The organism is Streptomyces sp. Go-475 (genome assembly GCF_003330845.1).
Classification (GTDB): Bacteria; Actinomycetota; Actinomycetes; order Streptomycetales; family Streptomycetaceae; genus Streptomyces.
This window is the reverse complement of record NZ_CP026121.1, coordinates 5,840,739-5,867,400: the sequence shown is the minus strand read 5'-3', so window position 1 is coordinate 5,867,400 and position 26,662 is coordinate 5,840,739. Positions and strand designations below refer to the sequence as shown.

General features: G+C 67.5%; 28 protein-coding genes and 3 pseudogenes. 11 read left to right on the top strand and 20 right to left on the bottom strand.

Annotated elements, in window-relative coordinates; translation table 11 throughout:
- Nucleotides 1-221: 221 nt before the first annotated feature.
- From C1703_RS27185 to C1703_RS27140, 10 genes and pseudogenes are all read right to left on the bottom strand, one after another.
- On the bottom strand, nucleotides 222-1,628 hold the full coding sequence (locus C1703_RS27185) for a tyrosine-type recombinase/integrase (RefSeq protein ID WP_114255306.1): 1,407 nt from the start codon (nucleotides 1,626-1,628) through the stop codon (nucleotides 222-224).
- Nucleotides 1,625-1,819: a helix-turn-helix domain-containing protein gene (locus C1703_RS27180; RefSeq protein WP_033314625.1), complete on the bottom strand. Its 195-nt coding sequence runs from the start codon at nucleotides 1,817-1,819 to the stop codon at nucleotides 1,625-1,627. Before C1703_RS27180 ends, C1703_RS27185 begins: the two co-directional genes overlap by 4 nt.
- Nucleotides 1,795-3,111: a replication initiator gene (locus tag C1703_RS27175; RefSeq protein ID WP_114255305.1), complete on the bottom strand. Its 1,317-nt coding sequence runs from the start codon at nucleotides 3,109-3,111 to the stop codon at nucleotides 1,795-1,797. The genes C1703_RS27180 and C1703_RS27175 overlap by 25 nt, the downstream gene beginning before the upstream one ends.
- Before the next feature lie 140 nt (nucleotides 3,112-3,251).
- Nucleotides 3,252-3,493, bottom strand: a pseudogene (locus tag C1703_RS27170) (SpdD protein).
- 25 nt (nucleotides 3,494-3,518) lie between these two features.
- The gene (locus C1703_RS27165; RefSeq protein WP_114253596.1) at nucleotides 3,519-3,713 is read right to left on the bottom strand and encodes a hypothetical protein; all 195 of its coding nucleotides are present in this window, start codon (nucleotides 3,711-3,713) and stop codon (nucleotides 3,519-3,521) included.
- A 15-nt stretch (nucleotides 3,714-3,728) separates the two neighbouring features.
- Entirely contained in the window at nucleotides 3,729-3,920 is a 192-nt protein-coding gene (locus C1703_RS27160; RefSeq protein ID WP_114255304.1) for a mobile element transfer protein, read from the bottom strand.
- 12 nt (nucleotides 3,921-3,932) lie between these two features.
- The gene (locus C1703_RS27155) at nucleotides 3,933-4,607 is read right to left on the bottom strand and encodes a DUF2637 domain-containing protein (RefSeq protein WP_114253598.1); all 675 of its coding nucleotides are present in this window, start codon (nucleotides 4,605-4,607) and stop codon (nucleotides 3,933-3,935) included.
- A gap of 83 nt (nucleotides 4,608-4,690) precedes the next feature.
- A complete protein-coding gene (locus tag C1703_RS27150; RefSeq protein ID WP_114255303.1) occupies nucleotides 4,691-6,067 on the bottom strand; it encodes an FtsK/SpoIIIE domain-containing protein in 1,377 nt (458 codons plus the stop codon).
- The gene (locus C1703_RS27145; protein WP_114253599.1) at nucleotides 6,067-6,423 is read right to left on the bottom strand and encodes a hypothetical protein; all 357 of its coding nucleotides are present in this window, start codon (nucleotides 6,421-6,423) and stop codon (nucleotides 6,067-6,069) included. The genes C1703_RS27150 and C1703_RS27145 overlap by 1 nt, the downstream gene beginning before the upstream one ends.
- A 165-nt stretch (nucleotides 6,424-6,588) precedes the next feature.
- Nucleotides 6,589-7,377 carry a GntR family transcriptional regulator gene (locus tag C1703_RS27140; protein ID WP_030851883.1) on the bottom strand — a complete coding sequence of 263 codons (789 nt, stop codon included), beginning with the start codon at nucleotides 7,375-7,377 and terminating at the stop codon, nucleotides 6,589-6,591.
- A gap of 107 nt (nucleotides 7,378-7,484) precedes the next feature.
- On the opposite strand from C1703_RS27140, the gene C1703_RS27135 reads away from it, so the two are divergent.
- The 6 genes from C1703_RS27135 to dcm all read left to right on the top strand — a co-directional run bounded on the left by C1703_RS27135 (nucleotide 7,485) and on the right by dcm (nucleotide 12,325).
- The gene (locus C1703_RS27135; RefSeq protein WP_114257611.1) at nucleotides 7,485-7,892 is read left to right on the top strand and encodes an NUDIX hydrolase; all 408 of its coding nucleotides are present in this window, start codon (nucleotides 7,485-7,487) and stop codon (nucleotides 7,890-7,892) included.
- A gap of 46 nt (nucleotides 7,893-7,938) precedes the next feature.
- Nucleotides 7,939-8,364, top strand: a complete 426-nt coding sequence (locus C1703_RS27130; protein ID WP_114255302.1) for an ATP-binding protein — start codon at nucleotides 7,939-7,941, stop codon at nucleotides 8,362-8,364.
- The gene (locus C1703_RS27125; RefSeq protein ID WP_198678456.1) at nucleotides 8,364-8,744 is read left to right on the top strand and encodes a hypothetical protein; all 381 of its coding nucleotides are present in this window, start codon (nucleotides 8,364-8,366) and stop codon (nucleotides 8,742-8,744) included. Before C1703_RS27130 ends, C1703_RS27125 begins: the two co-directional genes overlap by 1 nt.
- A 124-nt stretch (nucleotides 8,745-8,868) precedes the next feature.
- Nucleotides 8,869-9,636 (top strand): hypothetical protein, encoded by a 768-nt coding sequence (locus C1703_RS27120; protein ID WP_157993169.1) that lies wholly within the window; start codon nucleotides 8,869-8,871, stop codon nucleotides 9,634-9,636.
- Between the two features lie 820 nt (nucleotides 9,637-10,456).
- The gene (locus tag C1703_RS27110) at nucleotides 10,457-10,903 is read left to right on the top strand and encodes a very short patch repair endonuclease (RefSeq protein WP_269803216.1); all 447 of its coding nucleotides are present in this window, start codon (nucleotides 10,457-10,459) and stop codon (nucleotides 10,901-10,903) included.
- 183 nt (nucleotides 10,904-11,086) lie between these two features.
- Nucleotides 11,087-12,325, top strand: coding sequence for a DNA (cytosine-5-)-methyltransferase (gene dcm, locus C1703_RS27105; protein ID WP_232840606.1), 1,239 nt, complete (start codon nucleotides 11,087-11,089; stop codon nucleotides 12,323-12,325).
- Here dcm and C1703_RS27100 read toward each other — a convergent pair.
- Together C1703_RS27100 and C1703_RS27095 are read right to left on the bottom strand one after the other, a co-directional pair.
- On the bottom strand, nucleotides 12,283-12,981 hold the full coding sequence (locus C1703_RS27100) for a hypothetical protein (RefSeq protein WP_114255297.1): 699 nt from the start codon (nucleotides 12,979-12,981) through the stop codon (nucleotides 12,283-12,285). The two genes, dcm and C1703_RS27100, sit on opposite strands and share 43 nt — an antisense overlap.
- Nucleotides 12,982-13,302: 321 nt before the next feature.
- Complete coding sequence (locus tag C1703_RS27095) at nucleotides 13,303-14,796, bottom strand: hypothetical protein (RefSeq protein WP_232840605.1); 1,494 nt, start codon at nucleotides 14,794-14,796, stop codon at nucleotides 13,303-13,305.
- 386 nt (nucleotides 14,797-15,182) lie between these two features.
- Here C1703_RS27095 and C1703_RS27090 point away from each other — a divergent pair, with 386 nt between their 5' ends.
- On the top strand, nucleotides 15,183-17,966 hold the full coding sequence (locus C1703_RS27090; protein WP_114255295.1) for a serine/threonine-protein kinase: 2,784 nt from the start codon (nucleotides 15,183-15,185) through the stop codon (nucleotides 17,964-17,966).
- Here the strand turns inward: C1703_RS27090 and C1703_RS27085 are convergent.
- The 4 genes and pseudogenes from C1703_RS27085 to C1703_RS39375 all read right to left on the bottom strand — a co-directional run.
- Nucleotides 17,939-18,241 (bottom strand): annotated as a pseudogene (locus C1703_RS27085) (hypothetical protein); the annotation flags it as partial. The gene C1703_RS27090 and the pseudogene C1703_RS27085 overlap by 28 nt on opposite strands.
- Before the next feature lie 479 nt (nucleotides 18,242-18,720).
- Nucleotides 18,721-19,002 (bottom strand): hypothetical protein, encoded by a 282-nt coding sequence (locus C1703_RS27080; RefSeq protein WP_114255294.1) that lies wholly within the window; start codon nucleotides 19,000-19,002, stop codon nucleotides 18,721-18,723.
- Nucleotides 19,003-19,115: 113 nt separating this feature from the next.
- A pseudogene (locus C1703_RS27075) lies at nucleotides 19,116-19,417 on the bottom strand (site-specific integrase); the annotation flags it as partial.
- Nucleotides 19,418-19,495: 78 nt separating this feature from the next.
- On the bottom strand, nucleotides 19,496-19,660 hold the full coding sequence (locus C1703_RS39375) for a hypothetical protein (protein WP_198678283.1): 165 nt from the start codon (nucleotides 19,658-19,660) through the stop codon (nucleotides 19,496-19,498).
- Nucleotides 19,661-20,182: 522 nt separating this feature from the next.
- Here C1703_RS39375 and C1703_RS39900 point away from each other — a divergent pair.
- Nucleotides 20,183-21,328, top strand: a complete 1,146-nt coding sequence (locus C1703_RS39900) for a sigma-70 family RNA polymerase sigma factor (protein ID WP_232840604.1) — start codon at nucleotides 20,183-20,185, stop codon at nucleotides 21,326-21,328.
- Between the two features lie 6 nt (nucleotides 21,329-21,334).
- Here the strand turns inward: C1703_RS39900 and C1703_RS27065 are convergent, their stop codons facing one another.
- The gene (locus C1703_RS27065; protein WP_232840792.1) at nucleotides 21,335-23,026 is read right to left on the bottom strand and encodes a phospholipid carrier-dependent glycosyltransferase; all 1,692 of its coding nucleotides are present in this window, start codon (nucleotides 23,024-23,026) and stop codon (nucleotides 21,335-21,337) included.
- 163 nt (nucleotides 23,027-23,189) lie between these two features.
- Between C1703_RS27065 and C1703_RS27060 the strand changes: the two genes are divergently transcribed.
- Nucleotides 23,190-23,447 carry a hypothetical protein gene (locus C1703_RS27060; RefSeq protein WP_114255293.1) on the top strand — a complete coding sequence of 86 codons (258 nt, stop codon included), beginning with the start codon at nucleotides 23,190-23,192 and terminating at the stop codon, nucleotides 23,445-23,447.
- Between the two features lie 231 nt (nucleotides 23,448-23,678).
- On the opposite strand, the gene C1703_RS27055 is transcribed toward C1703_RS27060, so the two are convergent.
- The gene (locus tag C1703_RS27055) at nucleotides 23,679-24,185 is read right to left on the bottom strand and encodes a SigE family RNA polymerase sigma factor (RefSeq protein ID WP_114255292.1); all 507 of its coding nucleotides are present in this window, start codon (nucleotides 24,183-24,185) and stop codon (nucleotides 23,679-23,681) included.
- Nucleotides 24,186-24,648: 463 nt separating this feature from the next.
- Nucleotides 24,649-24,906, bottom strand: a complete 258-nt coding sequence (locus tag C1703_RS27050; RefSeq protein WP_114255291.1) for a hypothetical protein — start codon at nucleotides 24,904-24,906, stop codon at nucleotides 24,649-24,651.
- Nucleotides 24,907-25,012: 106 nt separating this feature from the next.
- On the opposite strand from C1703_RS27050, the gene C1703_RS27045 reads away from it, so the two are divergent.
- Nucleotides 25,013-25,609: a TetR/AcrR family transcriptional regulator gene (locus C1703_RS27045; protein WP_114255290.1), complete on the top strand. Its 597-nt coding sequence runs from the start codon at nucleotides 25,013-25,015 to the stop codon at nucleotides 25,607-25,609.
- A gap of 101 nt (nucleotides 25,610-25,710) precedes the next feature.
- Nucleotides 25,711-26,172, top strand: coding sequence for an Asp23/Gls24 family envelope stress response protein (locus C1703_RS27040; protein ID WP_114255289.1), 462 nt, complete (start codon nucleotides 25,711-25,713; stop codon nucleotides 26,170-26,172).
- Nucleotides 26,173-26,288: 116 nt separating this feature from the next.
- Here the strand turns inward: C1703_RS27040 and C1703_RS27035 are convergent, their stop codons facing one another.
- Nucleotides 26,289-26,636 (bottom strand): AzlD domain-containing protein, encoded by a 348-nt coding sequence (locus C1703_RS27035; RefSeq protein ID WP_232840603.1) that lies wholly within the window; start codon nucleotides 26,634-26,636, stop codon nucleotides 26,289-26,291.
- Between the last annotated feature and the right edge of the window lie 26 nt (nucleotides 26,637-26,662).

The following is a 26,662-nucleotide window of genomic DNA, read 5'->3' as shown; positions in this document are numbered from 1 at the left end:
GTGCCCAGAGACCCCGCCATCAGCGCTTTCGCTGGGACGGGGTCTTCGCGTATGTGCGGGCGTGTGCCGCTTGGAGCGGCTGTATGTCGGGTGCCGTGGACTATCCGTGGACTGGCCGCAGGCCAGGAACCCGCAGGTCAGGGCCGGAAAACGCCGAGGCCCCCGGACCGTAGTCCAGGGGCCATCATGCCGCAGGTGCGCGTGTCGGAGGTGTGCCGGGATCAGGTCCCGTCGCCGGGCTCGTCCTCCTGGCCGTCGCCCTCACCGAGGAGCTCGGCGATCCGGCGGTTGGCAACGTCCTGGCGGCCGTCGAGACACTTCGCGTACCGGCTCAGCAGCACTTCGACGCTGTTGCCCGCGCGTTCCGCCACCTCGGTGGGGTCGACGCCGGCGTTGAGCCAGGCGGAGAGCGCGGCGTGCCTCAGGTCGTACGGTCGAGCGGCCAGCGGCGAGGCCACCTGTTCCGGCGTGAGCGCCAGGTGCCGGGCCTCGTCCCAGACGCGCCAGTACGTAGTGGAGGCGACCACTCCCCCACGTTCATTGGCGAACAGCCGCCCGTCCTTGGCGGTGCCGAACTCCTCGATGTGGGCGAGGAGCATGCGGACGAGGCGAGGCGGGATCGGGACAATACGGGTTTCGTTCGTGGGGCGATTCTTAAGGCCGCGGTTGTCGTGAACCTCCCCGGTCCCGGTCCAGCGCTTCCCGACGGTCGGGCGGGTCTTCTCCAGGATCAGCGAACCCCACCCGGTCTCCGGCAGGGTGCAGTCCGGACGACGCAGCGCCACAGCTTCCGCCGGCCGAAGCCCACCGAAGTACATGCAGGCGAAGAGCGCGACCAGGCGCCGCCCACGGGCTCTGCGGTAGCCGCCGACGTAAGAGACTGCGGCCAGGAGTTCGCGCGCCTGCCGAGGGTTCACCACGACCCGGCGGTCGACTTCCTTGGTCACCTTCGGCGGCTTCCACTTCACGAGCGTGACCGGGTTCTCCGGAAGCTCCCCCAGTTCGACCGCGTACGCGAGGGCGTTGAAGAGGACCGCCCGCTTACGCCGTACCGTCTCGGCGGCCGCTGGAGCGCCCGACAGCTTGAGCTTGAGCGAGTCGAGGACGCGGCGGATGTCTGCCGGATTCTTGAGCGTCGCCAACGGCAGCGAGGCCTTGGCCACCCAGCGAAGAGCGTTCGCGATGTCGACCGGCGGAGCTTCCTCGTCCGAGGCTTGGACGACGAAAGCCCAGCCCCGTAGGGCACGGCGCAGAACGTCGTCAGCTGGCCGCCCCGGGCGATCGCCCAACAGCTGAGTGGTGACGAGCGTCATCGTCTCGTTCAGGCTGTCGCGGGAGTTCGGAGCAGCGTGCGGCCACTTCATGGCGACGTATGCCCGTGCGAAGTCGTACCAGGTACGGGACTCTTTGGCCGGTGCCATGGAGTCCGGCAGACCGGTTTCCGTGTCGAATGTCTCGCCCTTCTGGGCGGCCCGAAGAAGCTTGGCCCGGAAGTTGTCGGCGAGTGCCTTCGTCCTGAAGGTCTCGGAGAACGGCGGGGCATCGCCGACCTTCCATCGCACGTCATACGACGGCGTCTTGTACGGCCGCTTACGGATGCCCCACACCCGTACGTCATGCGACTTCACGCTGCCTCCGCGAGCCCGTGGAGCCAGGCGTCGAAGTCACTGCGCCATACGCGGAGCTCACCGTTCGGAAGCTTGATCGCTTCCGGGGCCTGCCCCAGTTCGCGCCAGCGGTAGAAGGTTCGACGGGACACTCCGCCGAGCTCGGCGAGGATCTGCGGGACAGTCATCAGTTCGTCTCGACGGCGGTCCATGTCGGTTCTCCTTCCGTTCCGGGAGCGGGTTCGAGAGATGCGGCAAGCCAGGCTTCGGTGTCCGAGAGGCCGGTTCCGGCGAAGACCCAGTGCGCGAGGACGTACGTCGTCTCGGGCTCGGGGCCGGTGGCTGCGGCGGCTTGGGCGCGGCGCCATTCGGCGCGGGCGTCGCGGAGGGCGCCGAGGGTGGTGGAGTAGCGGCGGGACTTGGTGGAGAAGTGGCCGCGGAAGCCGAGCATGTGAGCCCAGGCGCGCAGGCGTAGGTGTTCGAGGTCCTTGCGTGCGCCAAGGAACCATGCGGTGCGGATCATGCGGCGGGCGTGGTCGCTGATGTCGAGCTGGGCGAGTTCGGCGGCGAACTTGAGCGGCCGGTCCAGAGCTCCCGTCGCGGTCTCGGCGCCCTTGGTGGCGTACTTGGCGATGTATGCGGCGACGGCCCGTTCGGTCAGTTCCTGGCCGTCGTTGAAGTCGGCCGAGCGGATGGTGCGGACGTCGAGTTGGCGACCGAAGGTGAAGGTGTGCGTGCGGCCGTCGATGACCGGGCCGTCCACGCGGACCTTGGCAGCGGCAGCGCCGATAGCGTCCGTGAGCAGCTCGGCGGTTGCCCAAGTAGGGGGTGAGGTGTCGCCGCCGCTGGGGCCGTCGATGCGGATGACCGCGTGGAAGTGGACCGCGCCGCGCTTCTGGTACTCGGCGACCTTGGCGAAGGACACACGGGCGTGCTCGCGGAAGCGCCGCTGGGACAGGCTGGCGCGCTTGGCGACCTCTCGGCGCAGGTAGGTGGAGAAGCGCCGCCAGAGCGGACCGGCGTGGGCGTTCCAGAGCACGGCGGCTTCGTAGTCGTAGGTGTCCGGGTCAAGCGGGGAGCCGAGTACGTCGTCGTCCTGGTCGTGATGGGTGCCGCAGCGGCACGGGCGCCCGCTGGAGGGGCGGTTGTGGACCGGGCCGAAGCTCGGCGCGGTGAAGGTGGCGAAGACGCGGGGGTGGGCGGCGACGTGTTCGGGGATGCCCTTGCCGCCGCGCAAGCCGGAGGTGATCAGATGGAAGGTGTCGCGACGGTAGACCTCGGCACAGGCCGCGCAGCGGGTCGTGCGGCGGTTGTTGCAGCGGACCAGGAGCTGACCGGCCGGGAGGCTGGACGAGTCGAGGCGGTGGAGGACGTTGCCGATCTCGCCGGTCGTGGTGTCGACGTCGTACTCGGTGCGGTGGCCGTTGAGACGGATCGGGTTGGTGCAGCCGCCGAGTCCGGAGAGTTGGCGGAGGATACCCGGCAGCGTGCCCTGCGCGGCCAGGTTCGCGAGTTCCGGGAGTGGGGCCGGAGTGGTGCGGGTGAAGATGGCGTTTCCCCTTCTGACTGGCTCGGTCGGGAGGAACAGGCGCCGGGGCGGCGAAATGCTTGGTCGTGTGCCGCCGCCCCGGAGGCCAGCGCGGTTCAGCGGCGGTGGGCGCGGAGCATGGAGCGCAGGACGACGGCGGCCACGGCAACGGAGATGGCCGTGACGGCTACGGCGGCCAGGAGCGCGGTGAGGACGACTCCACCGACGACCAGGGCCGCGACGGTCTTCTGATCGATGGACACCGACGGGAGCGAGCGCCGTACGGGTGTCGGCTCGGTCGGGCTGTGGGTGTGAGCGGCGGCGGGGTCGGGCTGTCGGGGTACTTCGGGAGGAACACGGGTCAGGTCTCCTTATCTACTCGTCTAGGCGTGTGAGCCGTTTATGACGCTTACGCCGGAGCGGGTGCCGGACTCGATGGCGGGTGCGAGGAAGGTTCGGGAGAGCCAGAAGCCGAAGAGGGCGATCAGGACGACGATCCAGACGCGGACGCCGAGGAACCTGACTGCTCCCCAGGCGAAGAAGCCGAGGACGACGACAAGCGGCAGGCTGACGGTCACGGGGTGAGAGTCCTTTCAGCGGACGGGGCAGCGGTGGGTGCGGGCGGCCAGCTCGGCGGCGGGGCGGCCGTCGTAGTCGGTGGAGAAGCCGCAGCGCGGGGCGGAGCAGGCGGCGGTGTGCTTCTCATGGCCCCGGGCGTCGTAGTACGTGCCGACCTGGACGGGGCCGATGCGGACGACGTTGCGGAAGCGGCGGTTGGCGGTCACGCAGGTCTCCGTTCAGAGGTGGGTGGCGATGGCTTCGGCCATGGGTGCGGGGACGCCGAGGCGGGCGCGGAGGGTGGGGGTGTCGATGGGTGTTCCGGTGCGGGTGTGGTGTTCGGCGGCGACCTTGCGGGCGTGTGCGACGAGGGCGGCCGGAACGGGCGGGGCGGGACGCTCAGGCGGTTCCGGTTCGTTGACCGGACGCGGGGGCGGGGTTTGCTCGGGTGCCGGGTGGACGGGTGGCTCGGGGAGGAATTCTGGTTCCTCCGCCTGGTCATGGACCTCGTCGTCGTCCGTGTCGGGTTCGGCGGCGTGGTCGATCGTCTTCGGTGCGGAGTGTGCGAGCAGGGTGCCGCCGAGGAAGGCGACCGCAGGCCAGCCCGCCACGAGGATGCGCAGCCAGGCCGGGACGTGGTTCATGTCGAGCAGGCCGGCGGTGGCGACGTTGGCTCCGAGTGAGGCCGTGAGCGCGATGAGGAACCAGCACCACCCGGCCGCTTTCGCTTCCCCGGACCGCAGGCGACGCCAGGCGGCGACGAGCAGCAGGTCGACGCTGATGGGGTAGGCCCAGGCTTTCCATCCGTCCTGCCCGGCCGCCGAGGCGATGTCATGCAGGTGGGCGAAGGACAGTGCGGCAGCGATGACGGCTTGGATGAGCACCGCGTCAACGCGGGCCAGTTGGGCGCGCATGATGCGGCTCCTTCCGGATTCAGGCATGCGAGAGGTAGGGACTTGGCGTGAGGCGGTCACGCCGACCGGGTTGGTGGAGGAGGTCAGCCGGTTGCTGGGCGCGTCTCGATGACCGGGGCCGGGGATTCAACCGGCGGTACCGTCACCTGGGGCTGGAAGGGCTTGAGCACGGGCAGGTCCGGCACCTGGTGCGCGTATTCGCGGCAGGTCGCGGCGGCGTCACCGAGGGACAGGTACGGCGTCCGGATGCGTGACCAGCCGCCCGAGGTGTCACCTGCCACGGCGAGGCCGGGTCGTTCGGGGGCGATGGCGCAGGCGGCCGTGACCGCTTCGGGTGCGATGTCGCCGAGCGCCATCTTCGCGGAGGCTTCGTCGTTCACTCGGTGGCAGACGCGGCCGGTCAACTGGGCTCGCAGCATGGTGGCGCCCTTGCCCAGCTCGGCGCCGAAGCGTTGCCCGCAGACCTCCAGGTAGATGCCGGCCGCGCGGCCGAGTTGGGCGAGTCGGATGAGCTGGGTGACCATCTCGTCCCGGCGTTCCTCGTCCTTCCTGGTGGCGACGAGGAAGAGTTCAGCCACCTCGTCCACGAACAGCACGAGAGGGACGGGGCGTTTGGACTCGGGCAGTCCCCAGATGTCGGAGGTGATCTCCTCGGCCGGAGTGTCCGGGGCGATGCCTTGCCGGGCCTTGATCAGGTCGTATCGGTCCTCCATTTCCTTTACGAGCACGGGCAGCAGCTCGGCTGCCTGTTCCGGTTCGGTCGCCAGCGCGGAGAGGCGGGCGGCAAACGGCGCCAGCTCCACACCGCGCTTGCAGTCGATGCCGACCAGGGCGACCGGCTGAGGGGCGAGTCCGGCGATCAGGTGCCGCAGATACATGGACTTGCCCGACAGCGTCGCGCCGAGGGTGAGTTGGTGGGGCACAGTCCGGTAGTCGCGTATGAACGGCATGGCGTCCTCGCGCAGGGCCACAGGCACCTGAAGGGACCCGGCGTCCACCTTGCGCGGCATCCGCACCTGCCGCAGCACGTCGAAGCCGACCAGCCGCAGCTCAACCACACCCGGCTTGACCGTGGTCACGTACACGGCGTGAACGCCCCAGGTATGCCGCAGCCGTTCCGCCGAGGCGGCGACGTCGGCTGGTTCCTGCCCCGGAGCGAGCCGAAGCCGAAGTCGAAGCCCGGTCGAGGTGGGGCGGATGATGCCCCGACGCGGCGGTACGGGACGGATCTCGCGGCGGGTGGTGGCCTTGACCGCCAGCATGCGCAGCCGGGACGGAGCCACGGTCAGGCCGCAGGCTTCCATGACCGAGCCGTATGAGCTGAGGAGCCGGGCCGTGGATATCGGCAGGCCGACCGTGGACCAGTACACCCCGGGGTGCTTGGCCCGGGCGTAGGCGGCCCCGCCGCCGAGTGCGGCGACAGGACCACCCACCTCCAGGAGTGTCGTCAGATCGGTCATCAGGCAGCGGCCCCGGTGGCGGCCGGGAAGGCGGCCGGAGTCACGGCGGCGGCGCGGAACGCGATGCCGTGACGCTGCTGCCCGTTGAAGACGCTCTCCCACGGCCGGGCCACCAGACCCGGAAGCGAAACCGGAGCCCCGAGCGTCAGTCCCTCGGACACTCCGCTCTCCGGAACGGTGACCTTGATCAGCGACGACTCGCCCTCCTCGATGTAGACGACGCCGATCGTCATGAGCGCCTCACCGCTGGTAGCGTCCTTGGCGATCTCGCCCGTCTGCCGGTCGCGGACCTTGGGCTCGGGGGCCTCGGTCAGCAGGATCGTTGCGGCCGAGGTCTCTACGCGGATGGTACGCAAGGCTTTTTCCTGTCTACTCGTCTATACAAGATGCGGCGTTCGAACCCGAACTCCGGAAACGGCAACCACCTTGCCACACAACTTGCCCACTCGTCTATACGAGTAAGCGTGTTGGGGTGTACGAGTTCGGAGAAGCGTCCCCGCGCACCACCGCCGATCAGGCGCTCAGGTCGCCGGGAGCTGGTACGACAGGACGTACGCGTCCGCCGCCATGACCGTGTCGCAGACCTCCACGGCCCGCCCCTCACCGTCGAACGCGGTACGGATCAGGTGAATGACCGGCACGCCGGAGGCCAGCCGCAGCGTGCGCACTTCGTCGGGAGAGGGCATCCGGGCACGGATCTCTTCCTCGAAGTGGTCGAGGCGGTGCCCCAGCTCCTCAAGTCGGGCATAGATGCCCCCGGGCCCGGGGTTCGGCTCGGCGATCGGCGTACCGCGCGCGATGTCGAGCGGCAGGTACGAGGTGGCGAACTCCACGGGCCGCCCGTCCAGCAGATACCTCCGACGCCGGGCCAGCACCCGTCGCACGGACCCGAGCCGGGTGGAGACGTCCTGGCTGGCCTTCTCCTCCTTGACCTCCAGGCTGTCCACCTGCGGGTGACTGCCGGCGGCGTCGGCCTCCACGATGAAAGCGGACTTCCCCTGCTCGCGGTGGCGCCGGGCGAACCGGTCGGAGGCGAGCCGCCTGACAGGCGGGCGTGGTCGCACGAAGACGCCCTTGCCGTGCTCGGCGTGCACCAGGCCCTCGCCCTGGAGAACGGAGAAGGAGTTTCGAACCGTCATACGGGAAACCCCGTAATGCTCGACTAGTTCGGCCTCGGAGGGCAGCTTTTCGCCCTCCTTGAATCGCCCACGGTCGATGGCCTCGCGCAGCTGGTCGGCGATCTGCCGGAAGACCGCACGATCGCTCGTGGGGTCGAGGTCGCCGAGAAGGCCGGAGGAAAGAGAGGGCACGTGTACTCCTTTAGGTATCTAGACGAGTGGGCGAGCTTTGTTGCTACGGTGGAGAGCCTAGCCATCCGAGAGGGCAGAGGAACGTGAGCACCGAACGCCCGCACTCCGTGAGCGTCGCCGGAGTCATCGTCGACGACCAGGACCGCGCCCTCCTGATCAAGCGCCGCGACAACGGCCACTGGGAACCCCCGGGCGGCATCCTCGAACGCGAGGAAACCATCCCCGAGGCCCTCCAGCGCGAAGTTCTCGAAGAAACCGGCATCAAGATCGCGCTTCCCGCGACCCTGACCGGCATCTACAAGAACATGAAGGGCTTGATCGTCTCCATGGTCTTCCGCTGCGAGGCCGCCGACGGCACACCCACCACCGGGGACGAGACCCGCGCACTGCGCTGGGCCACCCGCAAAGAGGTCATCGAACTCGCCGACGAGGCATACGCGATCCGCGTCCTGGACGCTTTGGACGCGGTATCCCCGCCAGCCATACGCGCCCACGACGGCGTGAAACTCGTCTAGCCCGAACCCGCTGCACATGGCGGCCTACCAGCACGAAGGAACTTGTATGCACGAGTATACGAGCATCGCCCGGGTCTGGGGACTCACTTGCCCAGGTTTTCCGGAAGAGGTCAGCCGGGCCCGTCGCTGGACACGGGACATCCTGCGCGGATCGCCTCTTGCCGACGACGCCGAACTGATCGTGAGCGAGCTGAGCGCGAACGCGATCCTCCACACAGCGAGCGGCGGACTCGGCAGCTTTCACCTGGCTCTGGCGGTCTCCCCCAAGGTGGTTGCCTTGTCGGTCACCGACGAGGGTGGGACGGGCACGGCCCCGAAGGTCGAGCAGCCGAGCGTGGACGCCGTACACGGCCGCGGCTTGGGCATGGTCAGCGTCATCGCTCACCGGGTCGTCGTCCACGGCAGCCAGAGCGGCTACACCGTCACCGCCGAACTCTTCACGGACACCCAGCCGGGAGGACACCCGTGCTGATGGACAAGCCCCAGCGGGGCTTCTGGTGCGAGTGCTGGACGCAAGACGTCAACGACGCGGCGGGGTTGCCGGCACTTCGGGCATCTTTTGACGCCTACTCGGCACCACAGGCAGACAGATGGGTAGCGGTCGCCCTGCGCACGATCTCACCAGCACTCGACCCGGACGCCTCCGACGAGGCCTGGGCCTGGCTCTACGACGGCCGCATCGACACACGACGAGCCCTCTTACGCATGGAACCCTGCACGGTCTCCGTGACCCACGCCAGCACCCGCATCACCTGGACGATCCGGCCAGTGGTCTTCCTACCGATGGCCCACCGTCAGGGCACCAAACTCCCAGCCTGCGCATACACCTTCAAGCCCCGCACCGCAGACTGAGTTACAACTTTCTCTACTGGTTCAAGCACCCGTCGTCGCTTCGCTCCTCCGGGCGGGCGCACAGTGGATGACACTTTTTCTGTAGAGGCCCGATCCAAAGTGGGGATGGCGTAACCTCGCCCACATGAACCACCGTCCTCCGAGCGAGCCCGCGGCGCGGTTTCGCGCGCCGGACTGGCCGCAGCCGGGGCCCCTGTGCCCTGAGGACGCTGAGCTCTCTACAGAGATGCTTCGGTTCTTCAACATGGGCCAAGATCTACTCCTGACGACCAACATGGTTTCCGTCGGCATCGATCAAAGCCGCCTGGGCCTACTGCACACGGCCAGCGCTCATTTGCACGACCTAGGCAAGTTTTGGCTCGTCGAGCCGAAGACCTACTCCAGGCGTTCACCAGGCGAGGACGTAGCACGCATCCTTCTCCGCACGGCGGAGGAAATCTCTGGCATCCCGTGTAGCGCTTCCGGGCTGCTCCTAGGGCTCAACCCGACGCCAGCCCCTGTCCCCTTGGTAGTGACCGATGGCATCCACCGGCTCGTAGAGCTGAAGTCCGCCCTCCACATGGCCGCAGGCTCCGGTAAGACGGCAAACTTCGTGATCAACCTGGTCGACAGGCTGACTCAGCGGATGGGTCGCCTCAGCCGGTTCGGACACGATCCCACCACCGCTGAGCTCGGGCATATCGCCAACGCGGCGTACGCACTCTCAGCGCTGTTGCTGGATCTCGTGCAGCGCCTGCTTGCCGGCTACGTCAGGTTCTTCGGACGCCTCGTCGCTGTCCCGCCCAACGAATCCTCGCCATGCGGTCTCCTGCGGCTAGCCGCCCCACGAGTGCCACGGGCTCCCGGCGTGGGCCAGGTTCCTGGCCCGACTGAATTCGCCCTCGCTGCATAGCCTTGCGCGGGGGTGCCGAGACCCGCGTGAGGTTGATCGTTAAGATGTCCCCCTGGCTGCTGCTCTATCTACTGCTGTTGCCCATGGCGATCTGGTGGTACGGCGTGAGAGCCCGTCGACTCCTACGGCGCGTCCGTTCATGGGTGTCTCGTTTGAGGCTGCGGTTTCACACCGCTTTGCGGAGCCGGCTGTTGAGCCTGCTGCAGGAGCCCACTACAAGCGAATCCGAGGAGGAGGCGCTGCAAACCACCACGCTGTACCCGCGGCCCTGAACAGATGCTTGCAGGCCAGCACTAAGGCGGGCCCCGCCCTGACCAGGGTGGGGCCCGCCTTCATGTGGCAAGGCTAAGGCACCAGCATTCGACCAAAGTAAATCCACCAAGCTGAGGACTTCGGCATCGTCGTCACGGACCGCGGCCGTCGTGGCTCGTTCTGGGCGACGACATTGGGAACGTGGCTGAGGTCGGTGGGAGTGCAGCGAGGCATACGCGTGCGTGGTCAGTTGACCCACTCGCCGTCGTGGCTCACTGTCGTCGGCTGAGGTTCAGACGGGGCGCATCGAAGGTGCTGGCGTCAGTCGAGTGCGGCAGAGCTGGGCCGTCTCTGGGCCGTCCGAGGCTGCGCAGCGGCGGCCAATACCGACCAATGATGACCACCCGGCGCACGATCCCACCGCCCCTGAGCAGCAAAAACCTAGCTCACCAAGATCCCCGACAAGACCCAGGGCAAGAAGACAGGTCTTGACTCGCCCATTGAGACTCCACCGCCCTGCCCGTGCTCACGCCGAAGCCATCCGCCGGCAGCCCGGTACTGTGCTTCTGTGAGCAGTCCACAGATCTCCTGGGCTTCCAGCAACGCCGCGCGAGCCACCATGCGAGCGAATCGTAGTCAGGATACGAAACCAGAACTCGCTCTTCGCCGTGCGATACACGCGCTGGGCTTGCGCTATCGAGTTTCCATCAGACCGCTGCCATCACTGAGACGCACGGCAGACATTGTTTTCACGCGCGCGAAAGTTGCCGTATTCCTCGATGGATGCTTCTGGCACGGCTGTCCAGTTCATCACACGCTCGCATCGGCGAACGCTACGTATTGGCAGGACAAAGTTCGGCGTAACAGAGAGCGCGATCAAGATACCAATGCTCAGCTCGCCGCAGCAGGATGGACCGTGCTGCGCTTCTGGGAGCATGAAGATCTCGCGGCCGCAGCTCTCCGAGTCGCGGAAGTAGTGCGCAGGCAAGTGGAGCAGTCCAACCGCGGGCACTAGATGCCCCGCACCGCGACGACCAGGGCGCCGGAGTGCTGGCCATCCGTGCCGTACAAGCACCCCCAACCCGACAGTGGACTGCATCACTGCGCTGCCGCCACGACTTACGTCTATAACCGCTGGTCACAGCACTCTTACGCTAGGCAGCTGACAAGACCACCTCTGTCTCGTAAGATGCACGGCATGCCCGAACGTCCCACTCAGCAACACAGCCTCTTCGAGACGTCAACCCTGCCGGAGGAGGCCGAGGGACCAGTCGTACCCAGCAGGATCCGCAGCACCTCTCCCTTCCATCAACCGCGCGAGTTGACGGAGGCTCAACGGGAGAAGTTCCGCAAGATGTCACGGGAGTCGCGAGAAGCGCGGCGCTCGGCGCTCGCCGGCGAAGGCCCTGCACCGATCCATGACATTAACGTCCCGAAGCTTCACCCGTTGGACCTCATGCCTCAGCGGGATGGCAAAGGGCTAGCCGCACTGTCCCTTTTTAGCGGAGGAGGGGGGCTAGACCTAGGCATTGAACGCGCTGGCTTCGCACACACCGCATCCTTCGAGATTATGGCGGAAGCCGGTGACACTCTTCGCAAGGCTCGCGACACCTGGGCCGTCTACAGTGGCGAAAAAGACGGCGATGTAAGGGGAGTCAGTTTCAAACAGTGGCGTGGGGACGTAAACCTGGTCCACGGAGGTCCGCCCTGCCAGCCCTTTTCGAATGCTGGCCGCCAAAAAGGCCATCTGGATGAGCGAGACATGTGGCCTGAGTTCGTCAGGGCAGTGAAGGAGATTCGACCTGCCGCCTTCATTGGTGAGAATGTACCCGCGCTGGCGAGTCCCAAGTTCTCCGAGTACGTTGCAGACAGGATCATCGCACCACTCTCGGGCAGCTATCACATCCAGAAAGTGATACTTCAGGCCAGCGACTTCGGAGTGCCCCAGGTTAGGCGACGGGTTTTCTTTGTCGGTTTTCGAACAAAGAAGATGAGTAACGCATGGAAGGCCCCCGAACCCACGCATTACTGGGGCGATGCATCCATCACTGGTGGTGCACGCTGCATGGGCCTTCGCGAGGCGCTGGGGCTCCCCGACATCGGTATTGACGATCTTTCGCCAACGATTCGCAGCAGCCTGACGGGCCCCCGTCACACGACATCTATCCTGAACAGCGTGGCAGCGCAGCGCAAGTTCGAAAGTCTGCAGATTTGGCCCAACGGAGTGGCCGCCGACCGCGCTTCCGCACGAGCCTTCGTAGCCAAGAACGGCCACTTCCGCCTCTCGGTACCTGATGTTGCGCTGATTCAGGGCTTCCCTGAGGATTGGCCCTTCGTTGGTGCCACGTACATGGCCCTAGGTCAGATCGGCAACGCCGTGCCGCCGCCACTTGCCTACGCGGTGGCCTCATCCGTGCTCGACGTGCTCTCCAAGTAGGCACGCACAAGATTACGCAAGGTGATCGCTGGCTCCGTTGTGATTTTCGGCAGCTTCTCGATGTACGACAGCGGGATGTGCGGATTATTGAGTGTGGCGCCACGAGACATGACGTAGTTAGCACGCGAACGCATTATCTCGACCATGCGATCCAGTGAGTAACGCAACTCTCTGCCTACTGCCAGATCTGCGGCCTCCGCATATTGCGTCACTGACCACTGGTTCTTCATGATCAGTCTGGCCTCCTCTCTGGTGTAGAACTCCTTTTCACCAAAGAGGTTAATTACCGAGTCGACGGAGACTCCCCGCATCGCATGCTCAGCCAGCTCGACGTCCGGACGAATATACCTTTCCTTGCTGGAGATCCAAGGAGCCATATCGTCAGGCGACGCGTAGTAGCTATGCAGGAGGCGAGTGCCCGTTCGATTATAAACGCCGAAAATCCAGTGGATATTCTTCCACTTGGCAAAGTGGTTCGGCCCAAGGTCGCGCACAGTCGACACGCCCTTACTTGTGGCTGATTTGAGCTCAAAAGCCACAGTCTGACCGTCGATGGTCAGGTAGGCGTCGATGTCTGACCTTTTCCGATCCTCCGGCACCTCAAGGTTGAACCGGTCAACCATCTGATTCTCGCGCTGGTCGTCCTGGACACTCATGATCGCATCATGGCAGCCAATGCCACCCGATGGGACGCGGCCGAACATAAATCCTGTATACCCGCTTTGCGACGCTTTTCCGGTATTATCCAGTGTGACGGGATGGGATCACCTGGAATCTGACCGACTCCACAGCGGCTGCGCCTGACACAAGCACGTGGACCATTCGTGGACTGAGCCGCCTCACTAGGATGCGGTCAGGCTCCTGGCCAGGCAGGTTTGCCTGTTCCGCAACGCCCTCCGGAGACTTCCCCATACCAGACGGGACGCTAACTGCCGGCCCGGACACGGCCATCAGCGCCGTTCCCCCCCCTCACTCTGTTAGCCGTCGTTCAGAGGGCCTGGCTGCTGTGGCGGGCTGGGTACGTCGAAGGCAGCCCAGTCCACCTTGTCGATGATCCAGGCTGGAACGTCCCAGGCTCCGTGTCTTGCCATAACGCCAAGAGCCGAGACCGACACGTCATAGGCGTCAGGCCCCTGAAAGCCATCGCGGCGACCTCCCCACCAGGAGTCCGGGTTGTAGTTGCATGCCATGTCGAGCACCTCAAGCTCTTCGGACTCCTCGTGCTCGAGGATCAGTTCCAGTTCCCAAGCGCCCTCGCTCTCAGTCAGGGCTGCTCTGACCTTGGTAGAGACTCCGTGTACCTGAACGGAGGATTCAGTTTCTGAATATCGGAGGGAGGCTATTTCGAGGTCGAGACCTGGCACCCAGGACAGCGCCTCGTCCAGCCCATGGAGTGCGGCGTCGTCATCGTCATAGCTGCCTTTGACGAGCGTGGCCTGCGCGTCTCCCTCTGACGCCACCGCGGTGATCGTTCCGTCGGTGAAGTTGAAACTCAGTTCCGCCCGGACCAGTACGTTGTCGAAGGAGAGGACCGAGACTTCGGGGTCTCCGCCGTTGTATAGCGTTTGAACTGTCGCTTCGCCCTCCGCCAAGAAGTACACCGTTGCATAGGCGATGTTGTGGCTGGCGGACCCGAGATCGCCGGGCGGCCTATGGGCCGGCTTACTCTCCTCGACGATGTCTGTAGGCATGTCTGCGATGCTGACCTCGCCCACTCCTGCGAGTGCAACCAGCCTCGTCACGCTGGCGCCGTAGACGCTCAGGCTGCTGCCGTCACCATCGGTCCAGTTGGTGATCGCGGTTTCCAGCCCGGTGACGTGTCCGATGTCGAACCCGGTGCCGTCGCTGTCGAGGGCGTCCGCCGGGAGCTGTCGCATAAGGTGCCGGACGATGAACGCTTGCGCATGTCCGTCATCAACGGTGACGTCGAACAGCGTCGGACGCAGCTTGTCCAGGGTGCGTATGAGCGGTAGCGGCTTATTCCATGCGTCAAAGGCCGCGCTGACGTCCCTGTCCGCACCTACGATGAGGATCTCTCCAGGTGAGGTGAGGTTCAGTACGTCACGCAGCCACGCACTGTCACTTGCTCCTGTCTTGACTCCTGGCTTGCCTTCTGCGCCTCCTTTGGTTTTTGCCGGTTTCCGCTGGAGGACTTGGTCCTTCAGTCCCTCGACGGCACTTGGTCCCGTCAGCGGGATGGTCTTGACGTGCGGGATGGCGCTGAGGTTGGCCAAGACCTCGTTGATGACATCTTCCTTGCTGCCGTACGACGTCGTCGGCACAGCGACCGTGAGGCCGGCCCGCTTCATGCGGTCCCGCTCCTGGCGCGCAGCGTTCTTGGCTGCCTCCCAGTCCCTGGAAACATGCTCGGCCCATTCCCAGGCAACTGGCTCGGGCACCCAGGTCTGGATTCCGATGCCCGCGAGGCGGAGGGCAAGTCTTTCAAGCTGTTCAAGGTCGGGTCGGGCCATACCGTAAGCGTTGGCATCGAAGACAACGGCTTTCAGCTGCTCACGTGCGGGCACCGACAGCCGGAGTGAGGGATCTTCTGAAGATCTACGGGCAGCACACATGACGAAATAGTCCCAGAGAAGGGAACGTTCGTCGTCGGCGAGGTCGACTGTGGGCGCATGCCGAACGCGATCGTCGTGCGCCAGTTGGCGACCATCCGTCCACCAACCGGCGCCGAGTTGGGTACGGCCTTGTGGTCGCGCCGGGCATCACCGTTGTCCCCGGGTGGCTGGTGGGGACGGATGCCAGCAAACTCCGGCGCCGCGCGGTCTCGATGAGGCACAATGCGCTCACGCTGGCCGCGCTTCAGGGCCGGGATTAGGGACGCGGGGGGAACACGAACAGCGTGGATGGGGCACGGGCTCTGCTGGCCGACTACGGCCAGTGGGCCAAGAACGACACCGCGAGCGATGCGGAGAGGTACGAGACGCTCGCCGAGCTGGTGGCCGCTCTCCTAAACCAGGTCGTCGACGATGGTGCCGTGCAGCGCGTTGATCTCGAGGGGCTGCCTGGGCTCGGCTTCGAGTACGAAGGCCGGGACTACCTTCTCAGCCTGGCCGTCGGTCCGAACGATGCCATGGGCCAGGCAGTGCTCGCCGCACGCCGGTCGGGGCGGGAGTCTGAGCGATGGGCTCTACTGTGGTGGACGGCCACAGTCACGCCCGACGACGACCTGGACCAGGTCGAGGACGCCGTGGGGGCCTTCGGCGTGGTGCTGGACCGGACCCATCTGGACGCGGCCGTGGCTGGTCTGCGGTCCCTTCCGGAGCTGATCCGCGACACCTTCCGGCAGCGACAGCCCTACGTCCCGCTCGATCAGCTGCTCATCGCCTCCCGCCCTCCGGACTACGCATGGCCGATGACACCTGCGGCGCGTCTGAGCCCCACGGTGCGGGTGGAGGTACAGGCCCAGGCACCTCTGACCGCTGAGCTGCTCTTCATGGGGCCGGCCTTGGAGGATCCTCCCTCGGGCCTTGCAACTCTTTCGTGGCCTGGCGGGAACAGCCTGCTGATCACCGGCGCGCACGGCGTGGCGGAAATCGGCGGGCGCGGCGTAGCGCGCTGGCGCCTGAAACTCTCCGGATGCCACGGAACCCCGGTCCTTCAGCCCGACGACGCACTGCTGGTGATGTGCGGGCCAGCCCTGGTCCGCTGGCACGACGGTGCCCTGACCGTCCTGGCCGGCGCCTTCGAAGAGGGATCCCAACTGCTGACCGGACCCGGCGGGGAGCCCTGGGTGCTCTCCGGTTCCGGCGTCACCTTCGGCGCCGGCGACGGCACGCTCGCCCTGACCCGCGTCGGCAGCGAGCTCGGCGACCAGCTGCGCTATCCCATCGCCTTCGAGGCAGCGGTCCACTCGGCCGTCTGGCTGGATGGGCGCCGCTTCTTCCTCGCCGCGAGCGGGAGCAGCACCGTTGTGGACCTGGGGCGTAGCACAGATGCCGGTCGGCGTGAGGACTGGATTCCGACGGCCGGGCATTACCCAGCGCACCTGCTGACCGATGGGCGCGGCAGCGTGCTCAGCGCCTCCCCCGACGGGTCAGGCAACCACGTCCTGTTGCACCGCACCCTGATCGCAGACCGCTCTAGCGAGACGGTGGCCGATCTCCGGCTCGCCCAGGTCCTCGGCCTCGCCCAGGCCGACAGCGCCGGCGAACCCGTCTACCTGCTCGCCTCCCTCCCGGACAACTCCCTTTCTCGGGTGCGCCCTGTCGTGGTCAAGCTCACCGCCCACAAGCTGGCTACCGAGTCCGCCGAAGGGAATATCGCCCCGGCCGAGGCGCGGGCGCAGGAATATGGGCAGGTGAGCGGCTCCGCTCGTGGGGAGAAGAAGGACTACCGGCTCGAACGGCTGCCGCTGGCGGAGGGCGGGCAGGCCGAGGTCTTCCGCGCTATGCACAAGGCATCGCGCGTCATCGTGGCGTTCAAGCGCCGCCTGGGAAAGGGGTCCCGGGAGCGCCGGCGCATGGCCCGGGAAATCGAGCTTGCGCAGCGGCTGGGCGGCCACCCCCACGTGATGCCAGTGCTCGACTTCAGCCCGGACCACGCCTGGTTCGTGATGCCAATGGCCCAGGCCACCGCAGAGGACCTGCGCTCGGAGCTTCAGGAGGCAGGCCGGCTGCGGGCCTTGGTGGACGCCGTCGCCTTGGCGCTCGCCGCGGCGCACGAGCACGGGTGGCTGCACCGGGACATCAAGCCGTCGAACATCCTGTTCCTGGAGGACCGGTGGGTGCTGGCCGACTGGGGCATCGTGCGTCGCCCGCGCGGCCAGACTAGCGATCTCGGCGTCCTCACCAACGGGGCGATCGGCACCGAGGGGTTCGCCGCCCCGGAGCTGTTCAGCGGCGCGCACGAGGCCACCTTCGCGAGCGACATCTATAGCCTCGGGCAGGTCATCGGGTGGGTCCTCACCGGCACCTGGCCCCAGCCCAACGTCCCCCTGCTGCCACCGCCGGGCCCGTGGTACGGGATCGTGCGCCGAGCAGCGCACCGCGACCCCGAGCAGCGGCCGCAGGACATCACGGCCTTCCTCGACCTTGTTGAGAAGGAGACGGCTCCTGCTCCTGGCTTGCCGATCCTCCGGGGGCGGCAACTGCTGGAGGCGGCGAGCGGAGGAGATGGTGCGGCGGCCGACGCCCTGATCGCGCTGGCAGCCGACCGGCCCGGCGACTACGAGCTGTACCTGGAGGCGGTCACCGCGCTAGAGGTGAAGTTCGCTGGCGATGCACTGCTGTCCGACATCCCCCGGGCCGTCGCGTTGGTCAAGGCCCTCGCCGCCCATGTCGCGGGCGACGAGCGCGGACAGTGGCCGCGTTTCGGCGAGGCCGACCAGGCCATCTGGTGGCTGCTGCGCGTCGCCTCCCTCGCCGGCCGTGAAAGGCAGTGGGAGCTGCTAGATGCCGCGACGGACAGCATGTGCGCCTGGGATGGCGCATTCGACCAGTGGAAGCCGCAGGACTCGATCAGGCGCTGGCTGCGTTCCCTGGACGGGCAGGCCGCTACCGTCGTTGCCTCGGTTCTCCGCCAGCACCCGAATAGCGCCTGTCATTTCCAGGAGCTCAAAAACGAGCGGGGCGTTGAGGTGACGTTGCGCGGCGCGATTCACGCGGCTGTCACCGAGCTCGACTGAGTTTTACAACTGCTAACAAAATGAGCTGAGTTGCTGGTGGTGATCAGGCAGCAGGCGAGTTTGAAGAATGCTTCGCGGATGTCGGTCCGTCGTTCCCAGCGGATCTGCAGGCGGCGGAAGTCGTGCAGCCGGGCGGAACCGCGCTCGATCACCCACCGGTAGGCGCCCAGCCCGGCGGCGTGCCGCGTTCCGCGGCGGGCGATCGCTGGCACGACGCCTCGGTCGCGGACCTAGCCGCGGTAGGCGTCGTGGTCGTAGCCGCGGTCGGCGGACAGCGAGTCCGGTTAGTGGCGGGGCTGGCCGACCTGGCCGCGCACCGGGCACTGAGGGCCCGCCCTGCCAGCAGGGCCCCTGAGATGGCGCATGGCAGGGGCGGTAGATGAAACCACTGGCATCCAGGCGTGGGGTCCCGACTTTCTCCGGAAGCCCGTACCACCCTCATGGGATCCCCGAAGTGGCGGCTAGGCTTCGCGGACCATCTGTGGACTGATCTCAGTCGATTGAGCGTACAGGGGCACCTCACCAGCAACGTTGCCTGGTAGCCAAAAGGCCTCCGGAGCCGTGTGCGCAGGTTCGAATCCTGCCGGGGGCACCTTGTGTGAGGTGCCCAGAGACCCCGCCATCAGCGCTTTCGCTGGGACGGGGTCTTCGCGTATGTGCGGGCGTGTGCCGCTCGGAGCGGCTGTATGTCGGGGCACGTGAACTATTCGTGGACTGGCGGCGGGCGACCAACGCCCAGGTCGGCCAGCATTTCTCACGTCATGGTCCGAGCTTCCACGAGCGACCGCTGCACGGCACCTACCAGGTCCCGGAGGCGCCCGGGCCGAACGCCCTCATGCTCCATCCACTCGTCGAGGCGAGGACGCAGGTGCCGCGCCATACCCAGCCCGTGGCGACGCAGCACTGAGCGATGGATCGAGATCTCTGCCTGCACCTCTCTTCGGAGATCATCGGTCCAGCCCTGCGCCCGGTCGTCCTCTCCCAGAGGAGCCTTGAGAGTGGCCACAGCTTCATCAAGCGCAGCGAGCAGGTCCATGGCCCTCCGAACTCCACAAGGCAGACGCACAGCAGCAGGGAACGGGCCAGAACGCCGAAGGCCCCACCCGCTCATTGCGCAGGTGGGAGAACAGTACTTTCGGCCGACCTTAGTCAGTTCTTTATTTCCTCCTGGTCATCGCCCTCCGCAAGGAGCTCCGTGATCCGGCGGTTGGCCACGTCCTGGCGCCCGTCGAGGCACTTCGCGTACCGGCTCAGCAGCACTTCGACGCTGTTGCCCGCACGCTCCGCGACCTCGGTGGGGTCGACGTCGGCATTGAGCCAGGAGGAGAGCCCGGCGTGCCTCAGGTCGTACGGTCGAGCGGCCAGCGGCGCGGCCACCTGTTCCGGTGTGAGCGCCAGGTGCCGGGCTCGCCCCAGACGTGCCAGTACGGCCCAGAGGCGACCACTCCCCCGGGCCGTCTCCGGGCCGTCCGAGGCCGCTCGGCAGTGGTCCGTGACCGAGCATTCCGGTGTGGCCAGCCGGGCGGTACCTACTGTTCTGCCTTGCCCTCGGCGGCAACTGCCGTACGGCGCTTCTTCCAGGCCTTGACGGCAGCGGCTGTGACCGCTGCCACCGCGGCTGTGACGAGTTGGGCGGGCAGCTCCGTGAGCAGACCGTGGACAGCGAGATCGAAGGCGTCCTGAAGGGCGTTCATTGAGTTGGGCTCCTGCAAGGCTGATGCCGAAAGGCCGGATGCGGTGTGGTGACGCCTTTACGCTCCCGGGGTGTATGGGGCCTGGTCTACTTGTTCGGGCCTTGATCTGGACAAGCCCGGACAAGGGCAGGTTGTTCGCTGGACAAGGGGGGTTGCGTGACCAGTGCGGGCAGACGGACTCGTCCGTGGGGGCCTTTGAAAGGGCCATCCGCTGAGGCCAACGCTGTCGCTCGGGTGCTGAGACAGTGGCTGGATCGGGCAGGGATGCGGGTGGATGACGTGCTGAGGCACCTGACGCCTGAGCACTTCGCTGAGGGACGCGTCCCCAGCCGATCCACGGTGTCCGAGCGTCTGGCCGGTGTCGGGTTGCGGGAGGACTTTGTCCAGGCCATAGCCGATGTCTGCACACGGAGCGCTGCTGACAGAGATCGGCTCCTCGAGCAGGCAGACGCTGCCCGACAGGGCGCGGCCGGGGCTGCGAGCGGTACAGGGGCCGACAGCTCCGCTGGAGAAGCGGAGCTTGTGCTCCTGCAGCAGAGGTCGCTCGCGGTCTCCGGCAAGCTGGTTCGGGCGATGGAGCGCGCCGCGCAGCTGGAGCGCGAGCGCAATGACGCCAACCAGATGGTGCTCGTGCTGTTGGCCATGGTGGACAAGTTGCACCGCGACGTCGACGCGCTGGGCCGAGAACGGGACCGTCTGCGTGCCTTCCGTTCCCTGGACACCGAGTTGGAGCAGGTGCATGGGCGTCTGGCACGGAGTGAGCAGCAGCGGATGACCGCGGAGACGGAACTGGAACGTGCTCGTGCCGAGCGTCAGAAAGCTGACCGACTCGCCGAGGAGGCTGCCGAACAAGTCCGTCTGCTGGCCGAGGAACTCGAACGCCTCCGCGGTCAGGTGCCCGGCACAGACGAGGATGACTCTGTGCCCGGGCCCACCACGACACCCGACTTACGGGACGCGCTGAGCGGCACGACCGACGACATGGATCTGGCACTCATCAAGGCCGCGCGTCACCTGGATGACCGTGCCGACCGCCTCGATCAGCTCGCGAGCGAGCTCCACATGGACAACCCGCCGGACAACTCCGCCAGCTCGGACGTTACGGCGGACAACTCCTCGGACGACGGCTTGGACTCCGAAACCGAGAACGCCGCGCCATCGCTGGTGGAGCGAGGTCCGCGCGACTTCGAGGCATTCTGCCGAATGCACTACCCGGCGTATCTGGCCTGGGCAAGCACGTACCTGAACAACGCGGTCGATGCCGAAACCGCGGTCGACTCGGCGCTCGAGGCGCTGCTCAGAATCTGGCCGAAGGTGCTGAAGACGGAGAGCCCAGCGGCATACGCCTGGAAGTTGATGAAGTTCCATACTGTCAGCCTTGCCAAGACCCGAGGCCGGCACGACGCACTCATCGACTCGGCCTTCGAGACTGTCGCGCTGCGCGAGGCGGTTGATCCCGTCGGGCAACTGGAGGAGACGATCAACCTCTTCCAGGCCATCAAGGAACTTCCCGAACGGCAGCGGGACGTCGTCGTGCTGACCTACCTCCACGGGCACTCGATCCACGATGCCGCCTACCACCTCGGCATCTCTCCTGCGACAGCGCGCCACATCGACTTCCAAGCCCGGCGCGCCATGCGGCGCTTCTTGCGACTGGCCGGGGAGTGACATGGATCAAATCCAGGTGTCCAGCCACATCCTGGCCCGCCAGTCGGCGTACGGGATCGTCTGCCCGGTGTGGATAGGGAAGAAGTAGATGAAGTTCCAGGCGATGAGCAGCACGAGCGCGCCTGCGGCCACCGCACCCCGTGTGCGGCGTTTCTCCGTCGCCCCCGGGGGACCCTGCAACGCTGCCAGCATCATCGTCACGGCCAGGCTCAGGTACGGCACGAAGACGACTGCGTAGAAGGAGAAGATCGTGCGGTCCTGGTACAGGAACCAGGGCAGATAACCGGCAGCCACCGCGCACAGGACGGCTCCGGCGCGCCAGTCGCGGCGCAGCGCCCATCGGTAGAGCAGGTACACCAGGGCGCAGCATGCCGACCACCACAGCAGTGGTGTGCCCAGGGCGAGGATCACCTGTGAGCAGTCCGCGGTCGTGTGGCAGCCGCCCTTGCCGGGTTCCGGCGCGTCGTAGTGGAACAGCACGGGGCGGCCGAGGACCGGCCAGCTCCACGGGTTGGACTCGTACGTGTGGGGAGTGCGCAGTCCCACGTTGAATTGGTAGACCCCGTACTCGTAGTGCCACAGGCTGCGCAGCGAAGCCGGAATCCATGACCATGTGCCGCCGCGGCCGTCGGCCCAGTGCCGTCCGTAGCCGTTGTCGGACAGGAACCAGCCGGTCCATGTCGCCAGATACGTCAGCACGGTGACCGGGACGAGGGACAGCACCGACCAGCCGAGGTCCCTGCGCAGCACCGCCCGGTAGGGGTGGTGCGCCCCTGCCACGCGGCGGGCGCCGACATCCCACAGCACCGTGAGCACCGAGAACAAGACGAGGAAGTACAGGCCGTTCCATTTGGTCGCAGCCGCCAGTCCCAGGAAGAAGCCGGCGGCGAGCCGCCATGGACGGGCTCCCGTCCCGGCGCGGTCGCCGGTGACAGGGTTCGGGCGCGTGTGGCCGTCTCCGTCGACCGGTAAGGCTGCCGCGAGCCGGGCCCGTGCCTGGTCCCGGTCGATCAGCAGGCATCCGAACGCCGCCAGGACGAAGAACATGACGATGAGGTCGAGCAGGGCGGTGCGGCTCATCACGTGGTGGAGGCCGTCCAGTGCCATCAGTGTTCCGGCCAGGCAGCCCAGCGCCGTCGAACGGAACATGCGGCGTCCTGTTCGGCACAGCATCAGCACCGACAGCGTGCCCAGGACCGCCGTCATGAAGCGCCAGCCGAACGGGTTGAGACCGAACATCCACTCGCCCAGGGCGATCACCCACTTGCCCATCGGCGGGTGCGCGACGAAGGACCCGGTGCCGGAGAGCGGGATCACCTGAGGGTCCGCCAGGATCTGGGGATCGGCGATCTCACGGTCCGGCCAGGTGCCCTCGTAGCCGAGCCGCAGCAGGGACCAGGCGTCCTTGGCGTAGTACGTCTCGTCGAACACAACCTCCCGCGGGCTGCCCAGCCGCCAGAAGCGCGTCAGTCCGGCAAGGAGCGCCACCAGCAGCGGCCCGCCCCACCCCGACCACCGAGCCAGCCGTTCCGCCGCTGCCGGGGACAGTCCGAGGGTGCGCCACAGCCGTGAGCCGGGTTCGGGGAACGGCACCGGTAGGCGGTCGCGTGTGGACGTACGAGGCGGCTCCACGTGCCCGAAGCGGCGCAGCCGCAGCTCCCATGAGGTCGGCCGGCGATTCGCCGCCTTCGGCGGCACTTCGGCAGACGCGGGCGTGTTCTCACGGATCACGTGGTCGGCTTCCAGATCGGCGGGAGCAGGGTGAGCCGGGGGGCGGCTGCCTGGAGGTCGGTGGCGGTCACGCCCGCTCAGGCAGTCCCCGGACCCCGGGGCCGCTCGAACCCGGCCAGGGCGCTACCTGGTGGTCGAGGTCCGTGTCGGCATCGGGACCGGCTCGGGGGTCGAGGGGCGGTACGGCATCGGCACCGGCCTGATGGTCGACGTGCAGGTGGGCATCGGCATCCCTGCGGCAGTGGAGCCGGGGCGGGCCGTCGACGGCAGCGGCGCCGGTTCGGTCGGCGGCGTGCAGGTGGGCATCGGCATCCCTGCGGCGGTGGAGGCGGGGCGGGCCGTCGACGGCATCGGGACCGACCCGGCGGAGGTGACGGGGCGGTGCTGAGGGCCGGTGGGCCCGCCCTGGGCGAAAGAGCTCGGCAGGACCGTCAGTCCGACTGCGAGTCCGGTAAGGGTCAGTACGGATCCGGTGGCCATCCAGGCGGTCCGGGCCCGCTGCCGGGCGCGCACGCCGGCTCGCAGCCGGCGTCGGTGCCGGTCCTCGTAGGGCGTGTCCTCCTGGCTGTCACGCATCATCCGTGCCAGCTCCTGCTCGAAGTGATCCATGGCTCCTTCTTCACTCCACCGGCTCTGTCGCCTCAGCCAGTAGCTGCCGCAACCGCGCGACGCCGCGTGCCGTGAGTGAACGGGCGGTGCCCACCGGACACCCCAGTACCTCGGCGACGGCCCGCTCGGGCAGGTCTTGGTAGTAGCGCAGCACCACAGCGGCCCGCTGGCGCGCCGGAAGGACCGCCAACATGGCCTCCAACCGGGTCCGTTCGTCCACGGCGGCGGTCTCGTCTCCCCGCTCGGGCGGGTCGGGCAGCTGGTCCACGGGGTGCTCACCCCACCAGCGACGCCGTGCCGAGCGAGCCGCGGCACGGGCCAGGACCCTGCGCACGTAGGCCTCGGGCGCCTGCTCGGCCACCCTCGGCCAGGCGAACCACAGCTTGACGAGCGCCTCTTGCAGCAGATCCTCGGCCCGGTGCCGGTCTCCGCCGGTGAGCAGCCGCGCCAGGTGAAGCAACGCCGACCACCGAGCCGCCACGAACCGGTCGAACTCCTCGGCCCGCAACTCCCCCATCAGCGTCGTCCCTTACCTAGACACGCCCCTACACCTTCAATAAAGGCGCCGGCCCCTGCCCCGCTATGCACCCCGGACATGTGTCCTGGCTCACAGACTTCACGGCCATTGCCGGAGGTGTCGTGCGTGGGTCGTCGTCAGGGCACGTCGACGACGTACTCGCCGGGCTTCTCGCCCCTGCCGCCCGACCCGTGCAGGCCCGGCCCGACCAGTCCACGCAGCACGCGCACAGCAGACCGGCGATGAGGCGAGCGCGGAGTGACATGCTCGCCTGCCACCCCGGGCGGCACGCTGGTACTCGACAGCGAGGGCTGGCCGAGGCCGGGCTGCGCGACCGCCCTCGCCGCTCCGGGGCCCGTCACATGCTCACCTCCGCCCCGGAAGACCTCACCGGCCCTTGCGCAACGCGCGCCACCGTCATCAAGCTCGGACGCCCGAGAGGCCGGGGCGGGCTGACGCCCTGTCAGGTGCGGCGGCCGGCGCGGCTCCTGACGTGGCGGCGGGCCGCCGTCGCCAGGAGGGCGACGCCCGCGCAACCGACCAGAAGCGCTCCCCACTCGGGCACGTCAGCCGCTCGCAGCAGGCCCGAGACGCCGAAGCTGGTGTTCCAGCCGGCCTCCGTGACGGCCGAGCCGAAGCCCTGAATGGTGAGGATCGCGCCGAAGAGCCAGAGCAGGCCCTGGGCCGGGCCGGCGTTACGGGTCTTGGGGTGGTTGGGCATGACGGGTTCCCCCTGCGGTGCCGAGTTTTTCCGATGCGTTCGCATCACATCGTGCATCGCGAAGGGGATACGATGCAAGTGCATCGGAAAGGCGGGAGGGTGGAGCTTGCCCAAGCAGGTCGACTACGAGGAGCGGCGGGCGCGGATCGCCGACGCGGTCTGCGCGCTGATCGCGCGTTCCGGGATGGAGTCCGTCAGCCTCCGGGACGTCGCCGCCGAGGCGGAGGTGTCCATGGGGGCCGTGCAGCGGTGCTTCCGGACCAAGGAGGACATGCTGCTCTTCGCGCTGGAGCATGTCTCGCAGCACGTCAGTGAGCGCGCCGACCGGCGCATCGCCGCGGCCTCGGAGCCACAGGCCGCGGCCACCCTGCTGTGGCACACCCTGACCCAACTCGCCCTGCTGGACGCGGAGTCGAGGGAACAGGCGCATGTCTGGGTGGCCTTCGTCGGTCATGCGGCGGCCAGTGAGAGGCTGGGCGCGGTGCTGCGGGAGACGTACGCCAGGCTCCACGACCTCGTCGTGTGGATCGTCCGCTACGGGCAGGACACCGGGGAGATCTCCCGGCACTTCGACGCCGTCCAGGAGGCGCGGAGTCTGCTCGCCGTGGCCGACGGACTCACCGTGCAGGTCCTCGCCGGGCACCAGTCAGCCGAGACGGCGAGGGACGTGCTGCAGCGTCATGTCCGTCACCTCCTGCGGTGACTTCGACACTTTCGCCCCTTATGCACCATTGTTCTACCGTGGAGGAGAACGACGCTGCTCATATCCCCCGCACCGATCATCGAGCCATCGAGGTGACGGCCATGACGGAGACCACTCAGCGCAGTAACGCCGCCGGCGGCAAGGGGGGCCAGGCTCCCCCGGACGCGCGCGGGAAGACCGAGATCGCGGACGCGGTCGTGGCGAAGATCGCGGGCATGGCGGCCCGGGAGGTACCGGAGATCCACCACCTCGGCGGAGGGATGACCAGGGCTCTCGGTGCCGTGCGTCAGCGCGTGCCCGGTGGGGGCGGTGGGGCCACTGGGGTCACCCAAGGGGTGAAGGTGGAGGTCGGTGAGCGCCAGGCCGCCGTCGACCTCGACGTGGTCGTGGAGTACGGCGCCGCCATCGCCGACACCGCCGCGGACGTCCGGACCAGCGTCGTCGAGGCGGTGGAGCGGATGACCGGTCTGGAGGTCGTGGAGGTCAACATCTCCGTCGACGACGTCCATCTGCCGGACGAGCCGGACGAGGAGTCCGGGCAGGAGGAGCGGCGGGTGGCCTGACGCCCCCTGTGGCGGTGCGGCGCCGCGTCGGCCGGGAAGCCGTGGGCTCGAGACGCGGGCGCATCACCGCGCAGTCGCCGTGGCGCGCCGGCAGGAGCAGCCGGGGCGGCGGCGTCTCACGGCAGCCCCGCCATCCGCAGCAGCGCCGCCGTGCCCGCCGCGGCCAGTACGACGACGAGGAACGGTGCCCTGCGCCAGGCGAGTACTCCGCCGACCAGGACCCCGAGCGGGCGGGCGGGGCCGGTGAAGGCGTGTCCCTCGGTGAAGGCGGACGTGGCGGCGAGAGCGGCGAGCAGGAGGACCGCCGAGACCTCCAGCAGTTTCTCGGCGCGCTCCGGGAAGCCGATCCTGGCTCGCAGGGCCGGGCCCGCGAGGCGGAGCAGGAAGGTTCCGGCCGCCAGGGCGAGCATCGCCGTCAGCGTCGGGAGCATCGGCAGGGCGTCGCCCGTCTGCTCCGCCGTCATCGCACAGCCCCTTCCTTCGCCCCGAC

What these genes read in the sequence shown, in the direction of transcription:
- C1703_RS27125 (WP_198678456.1), top strand. Translation starts at nt 8,364, where the DNA reads ATGGACAAGCCCCAGCGGGGCTTCTGGTGCGAGTGCTGGACGCAAGAC.
- C1703_RS27180 (WP_033314625.1), bottom strand. Translation starts at nt 1,819, where the DNA reads ATGGACCGCCGTCGAGACGAACTGATGACTGTCCCGCAGATCCTCGCC.
- C1703_RS27120 (WP_157993169.1), top strand. Translation starts at nt 8,869, where the DNA reads ATGAACCACCGTCCTCCGAGCGAGCCCGCGGCGCGGTTTCGCGCGCCG.
- C1703_RS27055 (WP_114255292.1), bottom strand. Translation starts at nt 24,185, where the DNA reads ATGGGGGAGTTGCGGGCCGAGGAGTTCGACCGGTTCGTGGCGGCTCGG.
- C1703_RS27080 (WP_114255294.1), bottom strand. Translation starts at nt 19,002, where the DNA reads ATGGACCTGCTCGCTGCGCTTGATGAAGCTGTGGCCACTCTCAAGGCT.
- C1703_RS27035 (WP_232840603.1), bottom strand. Translation starts at nt 26,636, where the DNA reads ATGACGGCGGAGCAGACGGGCGACGCCCTGCCGATGCTCCCGACGCTG.
- C1703_RS27130 (WP_114255302.1), top strand. Translation starts at nt 7,939, where the DNA reads ATGCACGAGTATACGAGCATCGCCCGGGTCTGGGGACTCACTTGCCCA.
- C1703_RS27050 (WP_114255291.1), bottom strand. Translation starts at nt 24,906, where the DNA reads ATGCCCAACCACCCCAAGACCCGTAACGCCGGCCCGGCCCAGGGCCTG.
- C1703_RS39375 (WP_198678283.1), bottom strand. Translation starts at nt 19,660, where the DNA reads ATGAACGCCCTTCAGGACGCCTTCGATCTCGCTGTCCACGGTCTGCTC.
- C1703_RS27155 (WP_114253598.1), bottom strand. Translation starts at nt 4,607, where the DNA reads ATGCGCGCCCAACTGGCCCGCGTTGACGCGGTGCTCATCCAAGCCGTC.
- C1703_RS27100 (WP_114255297.1), bottom strand. Translation starts at nt 12,981, where the DNA reads ATGAGTGTCCAGGACGACCAGCGCGAGAATCAGATGGTTGACCGGTTC.
- C1703_RS27095 (WP_232840605.1), bottom strand. Translation starts at nt 14,796, where the DNA reads ATGGCCCGACCCGACCTTGAACAGCTTGAAAGACTTGCCCTCCGCCTC.
- C1703_RS27040 (WP_114255289.1), top strand. Translation starts at nt 25,711, where the DNA reads ATGACGGAGACCACTCAGCGCAGTAACGCCGCCGGCGGCAAGGGGGGC.
- dcm (WP_232840606.1), top strand. Translation starts at nt 11,087, where the DNA reads ATGCCCGAACGTCCCACTCAGCAACACAGCCTCTTCGAGACGTCAACC.
- C1703_RS27150 (WP_114255303.1), bottom strand. Translation starts at nt 6,067, where the DNA reads ATGACCGATCTGACGACACTCCTGGAGGTGGGTGGTCCTGTCGCCGCA.